The sequence below is a fragment of the Micromonospora sp. NPDC048040 genome, assembly GCF_055587185.1.
On record NZ_JBVJGT010000001.1, the window covers coordinates 246520 to 265210 of the forward strand.

The window sequence follows — 18691 nt, forward strand, 5'->3', positions numbered from 1 at the left end:
AGTGCACGAGTGAGGTCGCTGCGGGTGCTGCCCGCACGACCTCGGAGTGAGGAGTGCAGTGGCAGGTAAGGCCCGCGTACACGAGCTTGCAAAAGAGCTCGGGGTCGAAAGCAAGACCGTTCTCGCCAAGCTCAAGGAGATGGGCGAGTTCGTGAAGTCCGCGTCCAGCACCGTCGAGGCGCCCGTCGCCCGGCGTCTGCGTGGCGCATTCGTCGCGTCCGCCGGCGGGTCCTCGGCGCCGACCGCCCCTCCGGCGGCAGCCCCGAGCCCGGCACCGACCCCGACGCCGTCCCCGACCCCGGGTGCCCCCCGGGTCTCGGCCAAGCCGATGCCGCCGCGGCGGCCGGCCGCGCCGACCCCTGGACCGAAGCCCAAGGGCCCGGTCCCCGGCCCGCCGCAGCCGGCGACCCCGGTCGCCAAGCCGGCGAGCGCGCACGACATCGAGGTGGCGGCCGCCGAGGCGCGCGCCGCCGCGCTGAAGGCTGAGCAGGAGGCCGCGGTCAAGGCCGCGCAGGCCGCCCGCCAGCAGCAGCGGGAGACCGTCCGACGGGAGCCCCCGACCGAGGGCGGTCCCCGTCCGGGTCCGCGTCCCGGCCCGAACGCCGTGCCGCCCCGTCCGGGTTCCCCGGCCGCGGGTCGTCCCGGCGCCCCGCAGCCGGGCCCGGGTGCCCGGCCGGGCGGTCGGCCGCCGGCGCGCGGCGCCGGCAACAACCCGTTCGGCATCCAGGGCGGCCAGCAGCAGCAGCGGCCGCCGGCCGCCGGTGCCGGCGGTCCCCGGCCCAGCCCGGCGGGCATGCCGCCGCGGCCGAGCCCGGCTTCCATGCCGCCCCGGCCCAGCCCGGCTTCCATGCCGAGCCAGCGGCCCACCACGGGTCGCCCCGGTCCCGGTGGCGGGCGTGGCGGCCCCGGCGGCGGCGCGGGTCGTCCCGGTGGCGGTGGCTTCCGCCCCGGTGGCGGCGGCGGTGGCGGTGGTTTCCGCGGCGGTCCCGGTGGTGGCGGCGGTGGCGGTGGCTACCGTGGTGGCCCCGGTGGTGGCGGCGGCGGTGCTCCCGGCGGCGGTTTCCGTCCGGGTGCCCCGGCCGGTGGCGGTGGTCGTCCCGGTGGCGGCGGTCGTGGCCGTGGCGGTGGCGCCGCGGGTGCCTTCGGGCGTCCGGGTGGCCGGCCGACCCGTGGTCGCAAGTCCAAGAAGCAGCGCAGACAGGAGTTCGACAACCTGTCGGCCCCGACCATGAGCTCGGGTGCCCCCCGGGGTCAGGGTCAGGTCATCAGGCTCTCCCGTGGCGCCTCGCTGTCGGACTTCGCCGACAAGATCAACGCCAACCCGGGTTCGCTGGTCCAGGAGATGTTCAACCTGGGCGAGATGGTCACCGCGACCCAGTCGTGCTCCGACGACACCCTGCAGTTGCTGGGCGAGCACCTCGGCTTCAACGTGCAGATCGTCAGCCCGGAGGACGAGGACCGCGAGCTGCTCGCGCAGTTCAACATCGACCTCGACGCCGAGGTCGCGGAGGACCGCCTGGTCAGCCGTGCGCCGGTCGTGACCGTCATGGGTCACGTCGACCACGGTAAGACCAAGCTGCTCGACGCGATCCGCAAGGCGAACGTCGTGGCCGGCGAGGCGGGTGGCATCACCCAGCACATCGGCGCGTACCAGGTCCACGTCCCGCACGAGGGCGAGGACCGGGCGGTGACCTTCATCGACACCCCGGGTCACGAGGCGTTCACCGCCATGCGTGCCCGTGGTGCCCAGGTGACCGACATCGTGGTGCTGGTCGTGGCGGCCGACGACGGCGTGATGCCGCAGACGATCGAGGCGTTGAACCACGCCAAGGCGGCCGACGTGCCGATCGTGGTGGCGGTCAACAAGGTCGACAAGCCGGAGGCCAACCCGGACAAGGTCCGCCAGCAGCTGACCGAGTACGGGCTGGTCGCCGAGGAGTACGGCGGCGACACGATGTTCGTCAACGTGGCGGCGAAGCCGGGCATCGGCATCGACGACCTCCTCGAGGCGGTCCTGCTGACCGCCGACGCGTCGCTGGAGCTGACCGCTCCGATCGACGGGCCGGCGCAGGGTGTGGCCATCGAGGCGCACCTGGACAAGGGCCGCGGTGCGGTGGCGACGGTGCTGGTGCAGAAGGGCACCCTGCGGGCGGGCGACTCGATCGTCGCCGGTGGGGCGCACGGCCGGGTCCGGGCGATGCTCGACGAGAACGGCAACCAGGTCGCCGAGGCGGGTCCGGCCCGTCCGGTCCTGGTGCTCGGTCTGACCGCGGTGCCGGGTGCGGGTGACACCTTCCTGGCGGCCGAGGACGACCGCACGGTGCGCCAGATCGCCGAGCAGCGGCAGGCGCGGCGGCGGGCGGCGGCGTTCGCCAACTCCCGTGGCCGGGCCACCCTCGAGACGCTCATGGAGCAGCTCAAGGAGGGCGAGAAGACCTCGCTCAACCTGGTGCTCAAGGGCGACGTCTCCGGTTCCGTGGAGGCCCTCGAGGACGCGCTGTTCAACCTCGACATCCCGGAGGAGGTCCAGCTCAGGATCATCCACCGGGGCGTGGGTGCGATCACCGAGAGCGACGTCATGCTCGCGAGCGCCTCGTCCGAGGCGGTCACGATCATCGGCTTCAACGTGCGGGCCTCCAACAAGGTCCGCGAGATGGCCGACCGCGAGGGCGTGGAGATCCGGTACTACACCGTCATCTACCAGGCCATCGAGGAGATCGACGCCGCCCTCAAGGGGCTGCTCAAGCCGGAGTACGAGGAGGTCGAGCTGGGCACCGCGGAGATCCGCGACGTCTTCCGCTCGTCCAAGGTCGGCAACATCTCCGGTTGCATCGTCCGGTCGGGCATCATCCGGCGCAACGCCAAGGCGCGCCTGCTGCGCGACGGCTCGGTGGTGGCGGACAACCTCACCATCAGCTCGCTCAAGCGGTTCAAGGACGACGCCACGGAGGTGCGCGAGGGCTTCGAGTGTGGTCTGACCCTGGGTGGTTACAACAACGTCCAGGTCGGCGACGTCATCGAGACCTTCGAGATGCGGGAGAAGGCTCGCGCCTGATCCGGTGAACCACTGATCGAGGGGTTTACGCCGAAAGGCGTAAACCCCTTGATCATGTGGGGGTACGTCCGGGTATCGTCCGGGGCGATGTTCACCGGAACCGCGGTCTTCGACCTGCTGCTGCCGGGCGACTCCCGGTCGCTCAAGGCCAAGAGATCATACGTACGCCCGATCGTGGCGGCCCTGCGCCGCTTCGAGGTCTCGGCCGCCGAGGTCGGGGCGCTCGACCTGCACGGTCGGGCCGAGATAGCCGTGGCCGTGGTGGCCGCCGAGGCGTCGCACGTCCGCGAGGTGCTGGACTCCTGCGAGCGCCTGGTGGCCGGCCGACCGGAGGCCGAGTTGCTCTCGGTGCGCCGGCGGCTCTACGGCGAGGAGGACTGACGCCGGCGCGGGTGCGCGCGTCCGGCGGGCGGTGACGACGCCCGCCGGCGCGGGTGCCCGCGGCGGGCGGTGACGACCCCGGCGGTGCGGGTGTGCCGGGCGTCGTGCCGGGCCGGCGCACCGCCGGCGACGCGCGGCGGCGGTCGCCGCGCGGGTAGTGTTCGAGATGTTGGCCGGTCGGCTCCGGGGCGCTCCGCGTCGCCGGTGACGGCCGGGAACGGGACGCCGTGGAGGTGGCGAAATGTCGGATCCGGCCAAGGTACGCCGGCACGCGGAGCGGGTGCGTGAACTGGTCGCGTCGGTGGTGCGCAGCCAGATCAAGGACCCCCGGCTCGGCATGATCACCATTACCGACGCCCGGATCACCGCCGACCTGCGCGACGCGACCGTCTTCTACACGGTGCTCGGCGACGCGGCGGCCCAGTCGGGCACCGCCGCGGCGCTGGAGAGCGCCAAGGGCATGCTGCGCAGCACCGTCGGCAAGGCGCTCGGCCTGCGGCACTCGCCGACCCTGACCTTCGTCCTCGACGACGTGCAGGACCAGGTCAAGCACATCGACGACCTGCTCGCCCAGGCTCGTACCGCCGACGCCGAGGTGCAGCGGCTCGCCGCCAGGGCCGAGTACGCGGGCGAGGCCCAGCCGTACCGGCTGGACTCCGACGACGAGTCCCACGACGAGGACGAGGACGAGACTCCGCCCCGGGGCGGGGACCAGCGGTGACCGAACCGTCCGGCGGTCCGGCCGGTGGCGCCCTCGCCGAGGCGACGCCACCGGCCGACTCCGGCCCCGCCGAGGCGGACTGGGCGGCGGCCGTCGCGGCGGTGCGGGGGCTGCCGCCGGACGGGCGGGTGCTGCTGATCTGCCACGTCAACCCGGACGGCGACGCGCTGGGCAGCATGCTCGGCTTCGGGCTCGGGCTGCGCCGGCTGGGCGTACGACGGATGCAGGCGACCTTTCCCGGCCCGCCGGAGGTGCCCGAGCCGTTCCGCGGCCTGCCCGGGCTCGACCTGCTCGTGCCGGCGACCGGGGCGTACCCGGACCCGGATCTGGTCGTCTGCTTCGACGCGGCCAGCGAGTCCCGGCTCGGCGAGCTGGTCGACCGGCTGGGCGTGGCCGGCGGCGCGCTGGTGCTCGACCACCACGCGTCGAACACCCGCTTCGGCCGGGTCAACCTGGTGGACCCGCACGCGGCGGCCACCTCGGTGGTCGCCGAGGAACTGCTCTCCCGGCTCGGCGTCGCGCTGGACGCGGAGATCGCGGAGTGTCTCTACGTCGCCCTGAGCACCGACACCGGCTCGTTCCGGTTCGAGGCGACCACGCCGGCGGTGCACCAGCTCGCGGCCCGCCTGATCGCCACCGGCATCCGCCCCGGTGACATCTCCCGCCGGATCTTCGACACCCGGCCGTTCGGTGCCGTCCGCCTCTTCGGCGAGGTGCTCGGCCGGGCGCGCCTGGAGCCGGCCGCGGCCGTCGGGCACGGCCTGGTCTGGACGTACGCCACGCAGGACGACCTGGCCCGGCACGACCAGCCGGCGTACGTGCTGGAGGCGCTGATCGACTCGGTCCGGTGCACCGCCGAGGCCGACGTGAGCTGTGTGGTCAAGCAGACCGCGACCGGCGACTGGGCCGTGTCGATGCGCAGCAAGGGCGCGGTGGACGTCAGCCGGGTGGCGGTCGCGCTGGGCGGCGGCGGGCACCGTTTCGCCGCCGGGTTTACCGGGCGGGGGACGGTCGACGAGGTCGTCGACCGGATCCGCGCGGAGCTCGACGGCGCGCTGACCGGGCCCGACCGGCGCTGACCCGGCGGGCCCGCACGGGAAGATCAGGGTCAGCTCCGGGGAGTGTCCGTCTTCCCGGGCTCGGCGAGTCCGGGGAGAATCGCGGGATGGAGCAGCCCCACGACCTCACCGTCGAGGCGCCCCGCGCCTGGGACCGTCCCGCCGTCACCGTGCCGGTGCTCGTCTGCCTCTCGCTGGTCGGCGGCCGGTTCCCGTCGTTCTCGACGGAGGCCAACCTCTGGACCCTCGGCACCGGCGGCGTGTTGATCTGGCTGGGTCTGAGCAACCGGGTGCCCCGGCGGCCCGCCCCGCGCCGGCTCGGCGCCCCGGCGGCCTGGTGGGCCCTTCCGGTGGTGGTCTTCGGCGTCTTCGAGGGGGCCACGTTCGTGCTGGCGGTCGGGGACGACTTCCCCACCTTCTCCCGGCTGGCGGATCCGATGCTGGAGGACCGGCTGGTCCGGTCGGCCGCCTGGCTGGCCTGGCTGTCCGCGTTCTGGGGGTTGGTGCGGCGATGATGCGGGCGTTGGCGATCGGCGGCTTCCTGGCGGCGCTGGTGCTCTTCGCCGCCGTCGAGTGGGCGGCCCGGCGCGAGGGCTCCCGGATCCCGACGCTCGGCGAGGTCTGCGCGTACGTGATGCGCTACGAGGTGGGGGCGGTGCCCGTCGGCCGGATCGGGCTCTTCGGCTTCTGGTGGTGGCTCGGCTGGCACTTCCTGGCCCGCTGACCCGCCGGCCTCCCTCCCGGCCTCCCTCCGCCGGCCTCCCTCCGCCGGCCTCCCTCCGCCGGTCCGGGAACCGGGACGGCCCGGCGGAGCAATGTGAGTCCAGATCGCGGGAACCGTGGGCAGCATGTGGACCTGAACGATAACTTGGGAATCGGCCGGCGCCGTGTGGCGGTGCCGGTCGTGGGCGGTGGGGCCACACCCGGCAACGCCTCCCTCCAGGGTCGGACCGACCCGGGCTCACACGCTGCCCACCAGCCGCTCCGGCGACCCCGGACCGCTGCCGGGCGTTCAGCACGCCGCCCGTGAGGGCCGCCGTCGCGTCGGCGGCTGCCCGCACCCTGGAAGGGGACCACCACCATGCCGAGCAAGCCCAAGCCCGAGACCACCGACGAGGCCCGCGAGCAGATGCGCCGCGCACTGCAGACCTCGATGGACACCCGTCAGTGACCCAGGCCGACCGGCGGTGACGCTGCCGGCGTCCGCCGCCGGCAGCGTCACCGCCCAGCCGGCGTCGACCGCCGGCCGCGGGCGTCCGCCGCTTTCCACGGCCGACGCCCGACCCGCCGGCTGCCGCTGGGCGGGTGGCCGACCCGGACGTCGGAAGGCCGACGCTCCGGGCGAGCCGGGCACCGCCCCGCCCACCGCGGGCCGTGGCGCTGCCGGCGGCCGGCCCGGAGCCGGGAGCCCTGGCGGCCGCCGTGCTGGTGCGTCGGTACGGTCCCCGCATGCGCCGGATCCTCGTCGTCGGCAGCTCGGGCGCCGGTAAGAGCACCCTCTCCCGCGAGGTCGCGCGCCGGCTCGACCTGCCGCTCATCCACCTCGACCAGCACTTCTGGCAGCCCGGCTGGGTGGCTCCCGACGACGCCCGCTGGCGTGCCGCGGTCGCCGAACTCGCCGCCCGGCCGTCCTGGGTGATGGACGGCAACTACGGCGGCACCCTCGACCTCCGCCTGCCCCGCGCCGACCTGCTGGTCCTCTGCGACCCGGGTCGGCTGCTCTGCCTCGGCCGGGTGCTGCGCCGCCGGTGGGCGTACCGCGCCACCGCCCGCCCCGACCTCCCGCCCGGCTGTCCGGAGACGATCGACGCCGAGTTCCTCCGGTACGTGTGGCGCTACCCGCGCCGGTCCCGGCCCCGGCTGCTCGCCGCGGTCGCCACGCACGCGCCGGCGCTGCCGGTGCTCCGGCTGCGCAGCCGCGCCGAGGTGCGCCGCTGGCTCGCCGAGCTGCCCACGGCCTGAGCCCGCCCTGCCGTCCACCGGATGCCCGTCGCGACGAGTTCCGTGCCCGGTCTCCCCGTCGTGTCGGCGCCGGGCGGCCGGGAAGGTGGGCGGCGGCCTCCAGCGGTGTCGGGCGCCGACCACGCGCGCCCGGTGCGGGAGTCAGTCGCAGAGTTGTGCGCGCGGCGTGTCGTAGGCCCACTGCTGCCAGCGTTCCGGCGTCCATGCGCGGTCGCGGACGAAGAGGAGATACGGCTCGGGGCTCAGCAGGCCGAAGAGCACGTCGGCGGCGTGCTCGACGGACAGGTCCGCCCGGGCGCCGGGCTTGGTCAGCAGGCTGCGAGCCGCGGCGGTCTGGACGTCGAGGCGCGGGTCGCTGTCCTGCTGCCACATGTCGGCCAGGCTCGGATCCTGCGCTCCGGCGGCGCGCAGGACGGCCATGATCGGCGCGACTCGCTGGAGCACGCCGCAGGTGCCTCGTACGTGCGCCCGCAACTGCGCCTCGGCGGTCTCGGCCGCGACGGCGTCGAGGAACCAGGCCCGCTGCAACGTGGGGACCGGCTCGTCGTCGCCGACGATGGTGACGTCCACCCGCCCGGCCAGGCACCCTTGCCGCCTGTCTGGCGTTCGGCCGGCGGGTGCTGCTGAAGATCAGTCGTACCCCGTCCAGCTCTTCGCGGAACCGACGAGCGCCGCGCGATCGGGGCGGCCGTCACCGTGATCCCGATCGGAACGGTCCATAACGGGCGGGCGGGTCCGGGGAACTCGGACCACTGGGGCGACGTGGCGGGGCACCATCCTGGTCGAGCCACGGTTCGGTGACCGCTGCCTCACCGGACTCGCCGCCTTCTCCCACGTGGAGGTGGTCTTCTTCTTCGACCGCCTCACCGAACGAGAGAACGACCGGCAGCCGTTGCGGCCCCGCGGCCGGGCCTGCCGCCGTCGGCAATGCTGCTCGCCCGGTGGCTCGTCGGCGGGACGCTGCCCGTGGCGGTGGCCGTCGGGGGAGTGCTCCTGCTCGGTGCCGTGACCGTCGTCCACCTGTTACCCGGTAAGTGATCTGATTGCTTGCGATCCTTACCGTGCCCGTGCCAGGATCGGCGGCGATGAGTCAGCCAGCCGTCGCCGCCGCCCCCGCCGCGTCACCCCGCCGGATCGCCGCCCTCGCCCTGCCGGCGCTGGTGGTGCTGGCCGCCGAACCGCTCTACGTGCTCGTGGACACGGCGGTGGTGGGGCACCTCGGCCGGGTGCCGCTCGCCGCGCTCGCCATCGGCGGCACGGTGCTGACCCTCATCGCGTGGCTCGGCACCGTGGTCGCGTACGGCACCACCGGGCGGTCGGCCCGGCGCTTCGGGGCCGGCGACCGGGCCGCCGCCGTCGCCGAGGGCGTGCAGTCCTCCTGGCTGGCGCTCGGGGTGGGCGTGCTGGTCGCGGTCGGCATGCAGGTCGGCGGCGGGGCGTTGGCGCGTACGCTCGCCGGAGGCCCGGGCGAGGTGGCCGACGCCGCCGCGCAGTGGCTGCGGGTCGCGGCGCTCGGCGCCCCGGGCCTGCTGCTCGCCGCCGCCGGCAACGGCTGGCTGCGCGGCGTGCAGGACACCCGCCGGCCGCTGGCGTTCGTGCTCGGGCCGAACCTGCTCTCCGCCGTGCTCTGCCCCCTGCTGGTCTACCCGCTCGGCCTCGGCCTGGTCGGCTCCGCGGTGGCCAACGTGGTCGCCCAGACCATCGGCGGGGCGCTCTTCGCCGGGGCGCTGGTCGCCGAGCGGGTCCCGCTGCGGCCCCGGCCGCGGCTGATCGGGCAGCAACTGGTGCTCAGCCGGGACCTGCTGATCCGGGGTGCCGCGTTCCAGGCGAGCTTCCTCTCCGCCACCGCCGTGGCCGCCCGCTTCGGGGCCGCCGCCGTGGGCGCCCACCAGATCGCCCTGCAACTCTGGTTCTTCACCGCGCTGGTGCTCGACGCGCTCGCCATCGCCGCCCAGTCGCTGGTCGGCGCCGCGCTCGGCGGCGGCGACGACGCCGGGGCCCGGGCCCTCGCCCGCCGGATCGGGCTGCTCGGCGGCGCCTGCGGCGTGGCGTTCGCGGTGGTCATCGCCGCCGGCGCCGGCGTCGTCCCCGGCTGGTTCAGCTCCGATCCGCAGGTACGCGACCAGGCGATGCTGGCCTGGCCGTGGTTCGTGGCGATGCAGCCGCTGGCCGGCGTCGTGTTCGCCCTCGACGGCGTGCTGATCGGCGCCGGGGACGTCCGCTACCTGCGCAACCTGACCATCGTGGCCGCCCTCGGCGGCTTCCTGCCCGCCATCTGGCTGGCGTACGGGCTCGACCTCGGGCTCGGCGGCATCTGGGCCGGGCTCACGCTGTTCGTGGTGATCCGGCTGGTCGCCCTGCTGCTGCGGCTGCGCTCGGGCGGCTGGGCCGTGGTCGGCGCGGTGCGCTGACCACACCCGTCCCGGCGCTCCCGCGGGTCAGCAGCTTTCGCCGTCGCCGGGCCGCCAGCCCGGGTCGTAGACGTTGCCGGTCGGCCGTGCCGAGGGCCGGCTGCGCAGCGGCTCCTCGGGGGCGAGGGCCAGGAACCCCCGCTTGATCCCGGCGCAGTCGGCGTTGTAGAGGGTGCTCGCCGCCTCGTGTACCCACAGCCCACGGGACGAGGACCGGACGCCGTCGGGGTGCGGGACGTGCCAGACCACCTCGTCGCGCACGGTGACCAGTTCGGCTCCCGGCGGGTACTCCTGCGCCCGCCAGAGGTCGAAGTGGTAGACCCAGATGAAGCTGGTGGTGATCTCCAGCACCCGGATGCCGTCGGGGTCGGTGGTTGCCCGGTAGGTGACGGTGCCCCGCGCGCGGACCGTGTCGGTGTTGTCCAGCCGCGGGTCGGCCTCGTCGTCAACCCGGGTCACGTAGTTCAGCGCCGCGCCGTCGGCCAGGTCGCGCCGGACCTCGTCCCGGTTGTCCGGCGCGATCAGCCCGAGGAAGGGCTCCGGGTCGTTGACCACGAGCATCGACCTGTCGACGCGGCCCTCGACGAGCGCCTGCCGGACCTTCGCCAGGCCGTCGGCGACCTGCTTCGCGGTGAACGGCGCGGCCGCCTTCGCCGGCGGCAGGACGATGGCGTCCTTCCCGGCGGCGAACGACTCCGCCGGGGTGGCCGCCCACGGGCTCACCGAGTTGCCGTCGGCGTCGGTGGGACGGACCTGGCCGGGCACGGCCCGGCGGTCGGGCAGGATGGGCTCGTTGTCGCGGACCCGCTCGTAGACGCCGAGTCCGATGGTGCCCACGACCGCGAGGAACGAAAGCGTCACCAGGGCGGCGACGCCGCCCAGCAGCTTCCCGCTGTGCCTCGCCCAGCCCAGCCGCAACCGCTCCGGGCGGGTCAGCGTGTGCTCCGTCTCCGGCTCGCGCATCCAGGTCGGGACGCGGACCGGCTCCGCGGGCTGGTCGGCGTACGGGTCGAAAGGCGCGGTCGGCTCGCTCGGCCGCTGGTCGGTGCTCATTCGGCTGTCCAGGTGGGGTGGGTGGAGGGGGCGCATGATCTTCGCACCCGCCGCGCGCCGCCGTGGTCCCGTTCGGTCGCCGTCGGGCAGTGCTGTCCGACCGGCGGACGCCGCGCCGGCCGTCCGCCCGACCCGCGTACGGCGGCGACGGGGCGTCCGAGCCGGTCTGGCAGGCTTGGGTGTCGTGAGCGCAGACGGTCTGATCGTGGTGGACAAGCCCGGCGGCATGACGTCGCACGACGTGGTGGCGCGGATCCGCCGGTTGGCGCGGACCCGTCGGGTGGGGCACGGCGGCACCCTCGACCCGATGGCCACCGGCGTGCTGGTGATCGGGGTCGGCCGGGCCACCCGCCTGCTCACGTACGTGATCGGCGCGCACAAGAGCTACACGGCCACCGTCCGGCTCGGCCAGGCCACCGTCACCGACGACGCCGAGGGCGACGTGATCGCCACCACCCCGGCCGGGCAGGTCACCGACGAGGCGATCCGGGCCACCCTCGCCGCGCTGACCGGCGAGATCGACCAGGTGCCGAGCGCGGTCAGCGCGATCAAGGTCGACGGGCAGCGGGCGTACAAGCGGGTACGCGAGGGGGAGAGCGTCGAGCTGCCCGCCCGCCGGGTCACCGTCTCCCGGCTGGACCTGCTGGCCGTACGCCGGGACACGCCCGACGTGGTGGACGTCGACATCGACGTGACCTGCTCCTCCGGGACGTACATCCGGGCCATCGCCCGGGACGCGGGCCTGGCGCTCGGGGTGGGCGGGCACCTGACCGCGCTGCGACGTACCGCCGTCGGCGGCTTCACCCTCGCGGAGGCCGCCACCCTCGACGAGCTGGAGCGGCGCGCGCCCGAGGTGGTCCACCTGCCGCTGGCCGCGGCGGCCGACCGGTTCTTCCCGCGGCGCGACGCCGGCGCCGACGAGGCGAAGGTGCTCTCCCACGGCGGGCCGCTCGACCCGGCCGGCATTCCCGGCCCCTACGCGGTCTTCGGTCCCGACGGCGGGCTGATCGCTATCGTCAGCGAGCGGGACGGCCGGGCCCGCGCGGAGATCGTGCTCGCCCCCGCCTGACGGGGACGGGACCGGCGGCCGGTACGGGCCGTCGTAGAGGCAGGGGGAGGAGCGCAATGCAGCGGTGGCGGGGGTACGACGCGGCGCCCGGTGGCTGGGGGCGGTCGGTCGTCACCATCGGCGTCTTCGACGGCGTGCACAAGGGGCACCAGGCGACCATCGGGCACGCCGTGGCACGGGCCCGCGAGCTGGGCGTGCAGTCGGTGGTGGTCACCTTCGACCCGCACCCGGCCGAGGTGGTCCGCCCCGGCTCGCACCCGGCGGTGCTCACCGAGCCCGCCCGCAAGGCCGAGCTGATCGAGGCGCTCGGCGTGGACGTGCTGTGCGTGGTGCCGTTCACTCCGGAGTTCTCCCGGCTGCCCGCCGAGGCGTTCGTGCACGACATCCTGGTCGAGCACCTGCACGCCGCCCTGGTGGTGGTGGGGGAGAACTTCCGCTTCGGGCACCGCGCCGCCGGCGACGTGGCGCTGCTGGAGCGGCTCGGCCGCACCTTCGGCTTCGGCGTCGAGGGGGCCCCGCTGGTCGCCGAGGCGGGCACCGTCTTCTCGTCCACGTACATCCGCTCCTGCGTCGACGCGGGGGACGTGGGGGCCGCCGCCGCCGCGCTCGGCCGCCCGCACCGGCTGGAGGGCGTGGTGGTCCGCGGCGACCAGCGCGGCCGCGAGCTGGGCTTCCCCACCGCCAACCTGCTCTGTCACCGGCACGCGGCGGTGCCCGCCGACGGCGTCTACGCCGCCCGGCTGGTGCGCCGGGGCCACGCCGAACCGCTGGGGGCGGCGGTGTCGGTCGGCACCAATCCGACCTTCTCGGGGCGGGAGCGGCGGGTGGAGGCGTACGTGCTGGACTTCGACGGCGACCTCTACGGCGAGCGGCTGGCGCTGGACTTCGTGGCACACCTGCGCGGGCAGATCCGATACGACGCGATCGAGCCGTTGATCGCCCAGATGGGGCAGGACGTCGAGCGCACCCGCCAGGCCCTCGACTGACCGCCTCGCGGCCCTTGACCGGCCGGCGCCCGGCCGTACTGGTAGTCTGGCGGGGACGTCGGCTGACCGACGTGGGGCCTCGCGTGCCTGCACGACGCCGCGGGTGCGAGGTACCGGTCCGTTTCCGGTCCACCGACCGATCCGACGGACATCATCGAACAACCCACGAAACAGGGAGAACATGGCGCTCGACCAGGAAGCCAAGGCCAAGATCCGCGCGGAGTACGCGACCGCCGAGGGCGACACCGGTTCGCCGGAGGTGCAGGTCGCGGTCCTCACCAAGCGGATCGCCGAGCTCACCGAGCACCTGAAGGTGCACAAGCACGACCACCACAGCCGCCGCGGGCTGCTGCTGCTGGTCGGCCGTCGCCGTCGGCTGCTCAACTACGTCCAGAAGAAGGACATCAACCGCTACCGGTCGCTCATCGAGCGGCTCGGTCTGCGCCGGTGACGTGACGGGGGAGTGGCCTGACTCGGGCCACTCCCCCGCTCCGGTACCACACGAAAATCAGGGCCGCGCGACCACCCGAGAAAGGGAGCGGGTCAGCGTACCGGTCTCCGGTAGTGGCCCCCGGGCACCCCGGCATCTCGCCGGCCACCCGGGCGCTTCGATCGAAGACCGGCCGTCTGAGCAGCTCCCGCGTCGTGGGCCCCCGATGCGAAGGAGCACGACAGCACCATGACCGAGACCAACCTCGGCACCGAATCCCGCACCGCCGTGATCGACAACGGGTCCTTCGGCACCCGTGAGATCACCTTCTCCACCGGCCGGCTGGCCCGCCAGGCCGCCGGCTCCGTCATCGCCCAGCTCGGCGAGACGGTCGTCCTCTCCGCCACCACCGCCGGCAAGCAGCCGAAGGAGCAGTTCGACTTCTTCCCGCTGACCGTCGACGTCGAGGAGCGGATGTACGCCGCGGGCCGCATCCCCGGCTCGTTCTTCCGCCGTGAGGGCCGCCCCAGCGAGGACGCGATCCTCACCTGCCGGCTGATCGACCGGCCGCTGCGCCCGTCGTTCGTCAAGGGCCTGCGCAACGAGGTCCAGGTCGTCGAGACCGTCCTCGCGCTCGACCCGCAGCACCCCTACGACGTCGTGGCGATCAACGCCGCGTCGATGTCGACCAAGCTCTCCGGCCTGCCGTTCTCCGGCCCGATCGGGGCGACCCGGATGGCGCACGTCGACGGCCAGTGGGTCGCCTTCCCGACCCACGAGGAGCTGGCCCGGGCCACCTTCGACATGGTGGTGGCCGGCCGCGCCCTGGCCGACGGCGACGTCGCGATCATGATGGTCGAGGCCGAGGCCACCGAGCACACCGTGGCGCTGGTCGCCGGCGGCGCCCCCGCCCCGACCGAGGAGGTCGTGGCGAGCGGCCTGGAGGCCGCCAAGCCGGCCATCCGCGAGCTGTGCCGGGCGCAGAGCGAGCTGGCCGACGTGGCCGCCAAGCCGGTCGCCGAGTTCCCGGTCTTCCTGGACTACCAGGACGACGCGTACGACGCGGTGGCCGACGTGGCCCGCGCCGACGTCGCCGAGGCCCTGCAGATCGCCGGCAAGGCGGTCCGTGAGGAGGCCCTGGACGCGATCAAGGCCCGCGTGCTGGCCGAGCTCGGTCCGCGCTTCGAGGGCCGGGAGAAGGAGCTCAGCGCCGCCCTCCGGTCGCTGACCAAGTCCGAGGTCCGCAACCGGGTGCTGCGCGAGCAGGTCCGCATCGACGGCCGCAGCCCGCGCGACATCCGCCCGCTGACCGCCGAGGTCGGCGTGCTGCCGCGGGTGCACGGCTCGGCGCTGTTCGAGCGCGGCGAGACGCAGATCCTGGGCGTCACCACGCTGAACATGCTGCGCATGGAGCAGTCGCTGGACACCCTCTCCCCGGAGAAGTCCAAGCGCTACATGCACAACTACAACTTCCCGCCGTACTCGACCGGTGAGACCGGCCGGGTCGGCTCGCCGAAGCGGCGCGAGATCGGCCACGGCGCGCTCGCCGAGCGGGCGCTGATCCCGGTGCTGCCGTCGCGCGAGGAGTTCCCGTACGCCATCCGGCAGGTCTCCGAGGCGCTCGGCTCCAACGGCTCCACCTCGATGGGCTCGGTCTGCGCCTCGACGCTGGGCCTGCTGTCCGCCGGTGTGCCGCTGAAGGCGCCGGTCGCCGGCATCGCCATGGGCCTCATCTCCGACGAGGTCGACGGCAAGACCCAGTACGTGACGCTGACCGACATCCTCGGCGCCGAGGACGCGTTCGGCGACATGGACTTCAAGGTCGCCGGCACCCGGGACTTCGTCACCGCGCTCCAGCTCGACACCAAGCTCGACGGCATCCCGTCGGACGTGCTGGCCGCCGCGCTCCAGCAGGCGCACGAGGCCCGGCAGACCATCCTCGACGTGATGCAGCGGGCCATCGAGGCCCCGGCCGAGATGTCGGACTACGCCCCGCGGGTCACCACCGTCAAGATCCCGGTGGACAAGATCGGCATGGTGATCGGCCCGAAGGGTCAGACCATCAACGCCATCCAGGACGAGACCGGCGCCGAGATCTCCATCGAGGACGACGGCACGATCTACGTCGGCGCGACCAACGGCCCGTCGGCCCAGGCCGCGGTCGAGCGGATCAACGCGATCGCCAACCCGACGCTGCCGAAGGTCGGCGACAAGTTCCTCGGCACCGTGGTGAAGACGGCCGCGTTCGGCGCGTTCGTCTCGCTGCTGCCGGGCCGCGACGGCCTGCTGCACATCTCCAAGGTGGGCGACGGCAAGCGGGTCGAGAAGGTCGAGGACTTCCTCAACGTCGGCGACAAGGTCGAGGTCGAGATCGCCGACATCGACCAGCGCGGCAAGATCTACCTGGACAAGGTCCGCCCGGAGGGCGCCGAGGCGCCGGCCGCCGGCGAGGCCGCCGGTGGCGAGCGTCCGGCCGGCCGGGACCGGGGTGACCGGGGTCCGCGCGACCGCGGCGACCGCGAGCGCGGCGGCGACCGGGGCGGTCGTGGCCCGGGCGGCGGCGAGCGCGGCCAGGGCGGCGGCGAGGGTGGCGAGGGCGGCGAGCGTCCGCGCCGCCGGACCCGGCACAGCTGACGCACCAGCACACCGCACCACCCACCCCTCGTCGATCTGGGAGCAACAACACGTGAGTCGGGCCGTTCGTGCGCCGTTTCCGCCGGATCGACGGGGGGTGGCGTCGTTCCCGGGCCCCTCGGACGCCGCGTTCCGCAGCACCGGGGGGGCCCGCTCCGGCGGCGCCTCCCGGGCGGTGACCCGCACGATCAGTGACGACCCGCTGGGCGGCACGGTACGCCGTACCGTGCTGCCCAGCGGGCTGCGCGTGCTCACCGAGGCGATCCCGGCGATGCGCAGCGTGTCGTTCGGCATCTGGGTCGCGGTCGGCTCCCGCGACGAGACCGGCCCGCAGGCCGGCGCGGCGCACTTCCTGGAGCACCTGCTGTTCAAGGGCACCAACAAGCGCAGCGCCCTGGACATCTCCTCCGAGATCGAGGCGGTGGGCGGCGAGACCAACGCCTTCACCACGAAGGAATACACCTGCTACTACGCCCGGGTGCTCGACGAGGACCTGCCGCTGGCCATCGACGTCATGTGCGACCTGGTCGCCGATTCGGTGCTGAAACCGGCCGACGTGGAGACCGAGCGGGGCGTGATCCTCGAAGAGATCGCCATGCACGACGACGAGCCCGGCGACGAGGTGCACGACCTCTTCGCCCGGGCGGTCTACGGCGACCACCCGCTGGGCCGGCTGATCTCCGGCACCGAGGAGACGGTCACCCCGATGACCCGGCGGCAGATCCAGGGCTTCTACCGCCGCCGCTACACCGCCCCGCAGATCGTCATCGCCGCCGCCGGCAACCTGGACCACACCGCGGTGGTGAAGCTCGTCCGCCAGGCGCTGCGCGGCACCCCGCTGGACACCGACCCGGCGGTGCCGGCGCCGCACCGGTCGGCCACCCCGGCGGTACGCACCAGGCCCGCCGCCACGCTGGTGGAATCGAAGGAGACCGAGCAGGCGCACGTCATCCTCGGTTGCCCCGGCATCGACCGGCTGGACGAGCGCCGCTTCGCCCTCGGCGTGCTCAACAACGTCCTCGGCGGCGGCATGTCGAGCCGGCTGTTCCAGGAGATCCGCGAGCAGCGCGGCCTGGCCTACTCGGTCTACTCCTACGCCAGCCAGTACGCCGACAGCGGCCTCTTCGCCGTCTATGCCGGCTGCGCGCCCGGCAAGGTGGACGAGGTGCTGGAGCTGACCCGGGCCGAACTCGCCCGGGTGGCCGCCGACGGCCTGACCGAGGCCGAGGTGGCTCGCGGCAAGGGGATGAGCAAGGGCTCGTTCGTGCTGGGCCTGGAGGACACGGGCTCGCGGATGAGCCGGCTGGCCAAGGGCGAGCTGCTCTACGGTGACCTGATGCCGGTCGACGAGCTGCTCCGCCGGGTCGACGCGGTCACCGTGGCCGACGTGAACACCCTCGCCGCCGAGCTGCTGAGCCGGCCGATGTCGCTGGCCGTGGTCGGCCCGTTCGGCGAGGGCGACTTCTCCGCCCGCTGACCGGCCGCGCCACCCGTCCGCGCCCGTGGACGGGCCCTGCCTCGGGTCCGGCGGGATGTGGACGTCCCGATTGGGATAGGTTGTGCCCCGTGACTGACGAGCAGGAGAAGAGCGCGGACGAGCCGATCCGGGTCGGCGTGCTGGGCGCCCGGGGCCGGATGGGCGTCGAGGTGTGCAAGGCCGTCGACGCCGCCGGCGACATGGAGCTGGTGGCCATGGTCGACCAGGGCGACTGGCTGTTCAACGCCTCCGACGCCGGGGCCGAGGTGGTCGTCGACTTCACCACTCCTGACGTCGTCATGGACAACCTGCACTGGTGCATCGACCAGGGCATCAACGCGGTCGTCGGCACCACCGGCTTCACCGAGCAGCGGCTGGAGCGGGTGCGGGGCTGGCTGGCCCGCAAGCCCGGCGTGGGCGTGGTGATCGCCCCCAACTTCGGCATCGGCGCGGTGCTGATGATGCAGTTCGCCGCCCGCGCGGCCCGGCACTTCGAGTCGGTCGAGATCGTCGAGCAGCACCACCCCCGCAAGCTGGACGCGCCCAGCGGCACCGCCACGCACACCGCGCGGCTGATCGCCGCGGCCCGCGCCGAGGCCGGGCTGGGCCCGGTGCCCGACGCGACCAAGGACGAGGTGGCGGGCGCCCGGGGCGCCGACATCGAGGGGGTACGCGTGCACGCCGTGCGCGCCACCGGCCTCGTCGCCCACCAGGAGGTGCTCTTCGGCACCACCGGCGAGACGCTGACCATCCGGCACGACTCGTACGACCGGGCGTCGTTCATGCCCGGCGTGCTGCTGGCCGTCCGCGCGGTCCGCAACCGGCCGGGGCTGACCGTCGGCCTGGACGCCCTGCTCGACTGACGCCGAGGGTCGGGCCGTCTTCGTCCCCAGCCACCTGATGGGCGAGATGCAGCTCACCACCGGGGGAATCCCGTCGCGTGGCTGCCGGGCGGCTCCTAGGCTGCCCGGGTGATCGATTCTGGCATCCTCGACCGGGCGGGCCGCCGGGTCACCCTGCGCCCCGTGGACGACGACAACTGGCGGGCGGTGGCCGACGTCGCCCCCCGCGACGACCAGCGCGCCTGGGTGGCAGCCCTGGCCGCCCGCTACCTGCTGCTGACCATGCGTTCCGACGTCTGGAACTCGCTCGCCGTGTACGCGGACGAGACGGTGGCCGGGCACGTCATGTGGGGCGTGGACGACGACGGCTCGCGCTGGATCGGCGGCATGGTCGTCGACGCGGCCGAGCAGGACCGGGGCGTCGGCCGGGCGGCCGTGCGCACCCTCGCCGCGTGGCTCGCCGCCCAGGACGGCGGGCACCCCGTCCGGCTCTCCTACCACCCCGACAACGCCTCGGCCGCCCGGCTCTACACGAGCCTGGGCTTCACGCCCACCGGCGCCATGGAGGACGACGAACTGGTCGCCGAGTTGCGCCCCGCTGCCTCCGCCTGA

17 protein-coding genes are annotated in these 18691 nt (G+C 74.2%); 15 read left to right on the top strand and 2 right to left on the bottom strand.

Annotated features, from left to right (window positions below; all coding sequences use genetic code 11):
* The first annotated feature begins 58 nt into the window (after positions 1–58).
* From infB to ACZ6O2_RS01135, 7 genes are all read left to right on the top strand, one after another.
* Positions 59–3055: a translation initiation factor IF-2 gene (gene infB, locus ACZ6O2_RS01105; RefSeq protein ID WP_350704990.1), complete on the top strand. Its 2997-nt coding sequence runs from the start codon at positions 59–61 to the stop codon at positions 3053–3055.
* 87 nt (positions 3056–3142) lie between these two features.
* Positions 3143–3436, top strand: a complete 294-nt coding sequence (locus ACZ6O2_RS01110; protein ID WP_091096658.1) for a DUF503 domain-containing protein — start codon at positions 3143–3145, stop codon at positions 3434–3436.
* Between the two features lie 241 nt (positions 3437–3677).
* The gene (gene rbfA, locus ACZ6O2_RS01115) at positions 3678–4157 is read left to right on the top strand and encodes a 30S ribosome-binding factor RbfA (RefSeq protein WP_350704994.1); all 480 of its coding nucleotides are present in this window, start codon (positions 3678–3680) and stop codon (positions 4155–4157) included.
* Between the two features lie 101 nt (positions 4158–4258).
* Positions 4259–5236: a DHH family phosphoesterase gene (locus tag ACZ6O2_RS01120; RefSeq protein WP_466021708.1), complete on the top strand. Its 978-nt coding sequence runs from the start codon at positions 4259–4261 to the stop codon at positions 5234–5236.
* Between the two features lie 86 nt (positions 5237–5322).
* A complete protein-coding gene (locus ACZ6O2_RS01125) occupies positions 5323–5730 on the top strand; it encodes a hypothetical protein (RefSeq protein ID WP_350680576.1) in 408 nt (135 codons plus the stop codon).
* Positions 5730–5939, top strand: a complete 210-nt coding sequence (locus tag ACZ6O2_RS01130; protein WP_350705140.1) for a DUF6186 family protein — start codon at positions 5730–5732, stop codon at positions 5937–5939. Before ACZ6O2_RS01125 ends, ACZ6O2_RS01130 begins: the two co-directional genes overlap by 1 nt.
* Positions 5940–6664: 725 nt before the next feature.
* Entirely contained in the window at positions 6665–7177 is a 513-nt protein-coding gene (locus ACZ6O2_RS01135; protein WP_466021588.1) for a P-loop NTPase family protein, read from the top strand.
* Positions 7178–7318: 141 nt separating this feature from the next.
* Here the strand turns inward: ACZ6O2_RS01135 and ACZ6O2_RS01140 are convergent, their stop codons facing one another.
* Positions 7319–7747 (bottom strand): hypothetical protein, encoded by a 429-nt coding sequence (locus ACZ6O2_RS01140; RefSeq protein ID WP_466021589.1) that lies wholly within the window; start codon positions 7745–7747, stop codon positions 7319–7321.
* Between the two features lie 515 nt (positions 7748–8262).
* Here ACZ6O2_RS01140 and ACZ6O2_RS01145 point away from each other — a divergent pair.
* The gene (locus ACZ6O2_RS01145; RefSeq protein ID WP_350705000.1) at positions 8263–9588 is read left to right on the top strand and encodes an MATE family efflux transporter; all 1326 of its coding nucleotides are present in this window, start codon (positions 8263–8265) and stop codon (positions 9586–9588) included.
* 27 nt (positions 9589–9615) lie between these two features.
* Here the strand turns inward: ACZ6O2_RS01145 and ACZ6O2_RS01150 are convergent, their stop codons facing one another.
* Positions 9616–10641, bottom strand: a complete 1026-nt coding sequence (locus tag ACZ6O2_RS01150) for a hypothetical protein (RefSeq protein ID WP_466021590.1) — start codon at positions 10639–10641, stop codon at positions 9616–9618.
* 184 nt (positions 10642–10825) lie between these two features.
* Between ACZ6O2_RS01150 and truB the strand changes: the two genes are divergently transcribed.
* The 7 genes from truB (at position 10826) to ACZ6O2_RS01185 (ending at position 18691) form a co-directional block, all read left to right on the top strand.
* On the top strand, positions 10826–11710 hold the full coding sequence (truB, locus tag ACZ6O2_RS01155; protein WP_466021591.1) for a tRNA pseudouridine(55) synthase TruB: 885 nt from the start codon (positions 10826–10828) through the stop codon (positions 11708–11710).
* A gap of 56 nt (positions 11711–11766) precedes the next feature.
* Entirely contained in the window at positions 11767–12696 is a 930-nt protein-coding gene (locus ACZ6O2_RS01160) for a bifunctional riboflavin kinase/FAD synthetase (protein WP_466021592.1), read from the top strand.
* A gap of 181 nt (positions 12697–12877) precedes the next feature.
* On the top strand, positions 12878–13147 hold the full coding sequence (gene rpsO, locus ACZ6O2_RS01165) for a 30S ribosomal protein S15 (protein ID WP_043962418.1): 270 nt from the start codon (positions 12878–12880) through the stop codon (positions 13145–13147).
* Positions 13148–13375: 228 nt separating this feature from the next.
* Positions 13376–15760, top strand: coding sequence for a polyribonucleotide nucleotidyltransferase (locus ACZ6O2_RS01170; RefSeq protein ID WP_350705008.1), 2385 nt, complete (start codon positions 13376–13378; stop codon positions 15758–15760).
* Positions 15761–15812: 52 nt separating this feature from the next.
* Positions 15813–17237 carry a M16 family metallopeptidase gene (locus ACZ6O2_RS01175; protein WP_466021593.1) on the top strand — a complete coding sequence of 475 codons (1425 nt, stop codon included), beginning with the start codon at positions 15813–15815 and terminating at the stop codon, positions 17235–17237.
* An 89-nt stretch (positions 17238–17326) separates the two neighbouring features.
* Complete coding sequence (gene dapB / locus ACZ6O2_RS01180; RefSeq protein ID WP_350705012.1) at positions 17327–18100, top strand: 4-hydroxy-tetrahydrodipicolinate reductase; 774 nt, start codon at positions 17327–17329, stop codon at positions 18098–18100.
* A 108-nt stretch (positions 18101–18208) separates the two neighbouring features.
* Positions 18209–18691, top strand: a complete 483-nt coding sequence (locus ACZ6O2_RS01185; protein WP_466021594.1) for a GNAT family N-acetyltransferase — start codon at positions 18209–18211, stop codon at positions 18689–18691.